A 3057-nucleotide genomic window follows, 5' to 3' on the forward strand; every position below is an offset into this window, starting at 1 on the left:
GCCCGGGCGGCCGCCCTCGGTCAGCGCGCGCCGGCGCCGACCGGTGGTGGCGGCGTGCCGTCGCTTTCGTAGTCCTCCCAGTCGATCTCCATCGCCTTGCGGCGCGTGAACGCGTTGAAGAACAGGTTCAGCACGATCGCCGTGAGGCCTCCGAGTGTGATGCCGCTGTCGAGGACCGCGCGGACGTCGTCCGGCATGCGGTCGAAGAACGGCGTGACCGTCGTGGGGAGGAGCGCCGCGCCGAGACTGACGGCCAGGATGAGCGCGTTGCGCTCCTCGCGCAGGTCGACCTTGCCCAGAATCTGGATGCCGACCGTCGCGACCATGCCGAACATCGCGATCGCCGCTCCGCCGAGCACGGGATGCGGAACCGCCGCGACCAGACTTCCCGCCTTGGGCAGCAGGCCCAGCAGGATCATGAAGACACCGGCCGCGACCACGACGAAACGGCTCACCACTCGCGACATCCGAACAAGGCCGATGTTTTCGGCGAACGCGACATAAGGGAAAGAATTCAGTACTCCGCCTAGGACGGTCGCCACTCCGTCGGCACGCAACGCCCGCGTGACGGTGTCGCTGTCGACCTTCTTGCGGGTGATCTCGCCGATGGCGTACACGTCACCGGTCGTCTCCACCATCGTGATCAGCATGACGACGACCATGGCGATGATCGGCAGCAGTTCGAATTTCGGCATGCCGTAGTGGAAGGGCGTGCTCACACCGAACCAGTCGGCGTCCCTCACCGCCCCGAAGTGCGCGTCGCCGAGGAGCCAGGCGACGGCGGTGCCGGCGACCAGACCGATGAGCACGGCGAGGCTGCTGAGGAAGGGCTTGCCCACGCGGACCACGGCCAGGATGAGCAGCAGGGTGCCGAGCGCGTACGCGAGGTTCTTCCCGGAGCCGTACGCGGGGTCCCCCATGAGGTGCGCGCCGCCCGCCGCGTCCTGGAGGCCGACCGGGATCAAGGTCATACCGATGATGGTGAGGATCGTGCCGATGACGACCGGCGGGAAATACTTCACCAGCTTCCCGAAGAAGGGGGCGAAAAGGAATGTGGCTATTCCGGCCGTGATCACCGCCCCGTAGACGACCAGCAGACCGGCCGTGCCGCCGCCCGCGCCGATCCCGATGGCGACCATGGGCGAGACGGCGGTGAAGGTGACGCCCTGGACCAGGGGCAGCCTCGCGCCGACCTTCCACACGCCGAGCGCCTGGATGATCGAGGCGATTCCGCAGGTCAGCAGGTCAGCATTGATCAGGTAGACCAGCTCTTCCCGGGACAGCCCCAGGGCGTTCCCGAGGAGTACGGGGACGATGACCGCCGCCGCGTAGAACGCGAGAATGTGCTGAAAACCGTAGAGAGTGAGCTTGGGGAGGGGAAGAAGCTCATCGACGGGATGCGTCTGCTTCCCGGAGTGCCGTCGGGAGACTCGTGCCATCTCTGCCTTGCCTTCGCGAGGTAGGTGAATGAGAGAAGGGGCCAACGCCTCGAGTCCCGGGTGACAGGACGAGGGCTCGCCGGCCCGTACGGAGCCGACGTCTGGCGGAGTTGCCGACACCACGTCGCCCTGCACTGCAATGTGCGTCCTGGTTGGCAGGACATCCTTCGATCGGCTTGACCAGGACCGTTTTGTCCTGGGATCCACAGGGGGAGCCGATCGGGGCGCTCACCTTAGTTCACGCTCGGCGTTCCTCGCGAGTAACCAGCGGTCCGGTCGGCGGCCGCTGCACGGCCGGTGCGCAACCGGTGCACCTCTCCACACCTTCCGTCCCGTTTTCTCCTATATGGAGGTATCGCCGCCACCGCCCATATTGGGGGGAACATAAGCGACTTGTCGGCTACGTCGTCGCCCGTGATAAGAATCACCGCACGGCGTCGGCACACGCGGGCTTCTCCGGCCGGATTTCCGCTGCTTTGCAGCAAAGTGACGGTCCGCCACCTGGCCGGAAGCAGGGGCGGAACATGTCGGGCCGCGCAATTCGCGCCTTGTTCCACCAGGCCCCTCTCGCTTACGGTCCCCTCAATCCGGATGGACCGCCGAATCCTGCCGCCGTCCGGAAACCCCACCCACCCACTCACGTACGTACGGCAGGAGCGGGGGACCCAGGTAAGCCGCCGATCCGGAGCACACCGGAACGGCTAGGGGTGAAGTCGCGGTGATACCGCGGCCGGGCATCTCCAGCCCGAACCCGACAGCTCACCTCGCAGGCGACGGAGAGGAATTCGCCATGCCCGCAAAGGGTAAGCACCGTCGTCCCAAGAACAGTCCGCTCACCCGCCGTTTCGTCGCCGCGGGCACGGGCGGCGCCGCACTCGCGCTCCCCATGATGGGTGCCACCGCCGCGCAGGCGGCGCCCAGCGTCGCGCACTCCCCCACCACTGCCGTCTCGGCCGTCGCGCCGGCCGCCGTTGCCGCCGCCGGCAAGAAGGCCGGCCCCGTCACGTACTCCGTCGTCGCGGGCGACTCCCTGTCCAAGATCGCCAGGGAGCAGGGGGTGAGCGGTGGCTGGAAGAAGCTCTACCAGGACAACCGCAAGGCCGTCGGCGCCGACCCGTCCCTGATCCGCCCGGGTCTCAAGCTGACGATCGGCGCGAAGGCCCCGGCGAAGCGCGCGTCGGCGCCCGAGCGGGCCGACCGGTCCGCCGAGCGGACGGCCGTACCGGCCGCCGCCAAGGCCACGACGTACCCGGACAACCTCGACGGCTGGATCCGGGAGGCGCTGGACATCATGGCCAAGCACGGCATCCCCGGTACGTACGAGGGGATCCACCGCAACATCATGCGCGAGTCCTCGGGCAACCCGCTCGCCATCAACAACTGGGACATCAACGCCGTGAACGGAACGCCCTCCAAGGGCCTCCTCCAGGTCATCGCGCCGACGTTCGAGGCCTACCACGTGCCGGGCACGGCGATGGACGCCTACGACCCGGTCGCCAACATCACCGCCGCCTGCAACTACGCGGCCGACCGGTACGGCTCGATCGACAACGTCAACGGCCCCTACTGATCGACACGCTTTCCCCGCTGGGGCCGGCCGCTCGCACGCGGCCGGCCC

General features: G+C 68.0%; 2 protein-coding genes and 1 riboswitch. Of the genes, one reads left to right on the top strand and one right to left on the bottom strand.

The window, feature by feature from the left end:
- Positions 1 to 20: 20 nt before the first annotated feature.
- Positions 21 to 1439, bottom strand: a complete 1419-nt coding sequence (locus ABT360_RS35170) for a nucleobase:cation symporter-2 family protein (RefSeq protein WP_351825808.1) — start codon at positions 1437 to 1439, stop codon at positions 21 to 23.
- A gap of 620 nt (positions 1440 to 2059) precedes the next feature.
- Positions 2060 to 2225: riboswitch (cyclic di-AMP (ydaO/yuaA leader) on the top strand.
- A gap of 4 nt (positions 2226 to 2229) precedes the next feature.
- Here ABT360_RS35170 and ABT360_RS35175 point away from each other — a divergent pair.
- Positions 2230 to 3009, top strand: a complete 780-nt coding sequence (locus tag ABT360_RS35175; RefSeq protein WP_351825810.1) for a transglycosylase SLT domain-containing protein — start codon at positions 2230 to 2232, stop codon at positions 3007 to 3009.
- The last annotated feature ends 48 nt before the right edge of the window (positions 3010 to 3057 follow it).

The sequence above is a fragment of the Streptomyces sp. NPDC000229 genome (genome assembly GCF_040300825.1).
GTDB lineage: Bacteria > Actinomycetota > Actinomycetes > Streptomycetales > Streptomycetaceae > Streptomyces.

Excerpts from the sequence above, each read along its gene's own strand:
- ABT360_RS35170 (WP_351825808.1), bottom strand. The coding sequence starts at position 1,439 with ATGGCACGAGTCTCCCGACGGCACTCCGGGAAGCAGACGCATCCCGTC.
- ABT360_RS35175 (WP_351825810.1), top strand. The coding sequence starts at position 2,230 with ATGCCCGCAAAGGGTAAGCACCGTCGTCCCAAGAACAGTCCGCTCACC.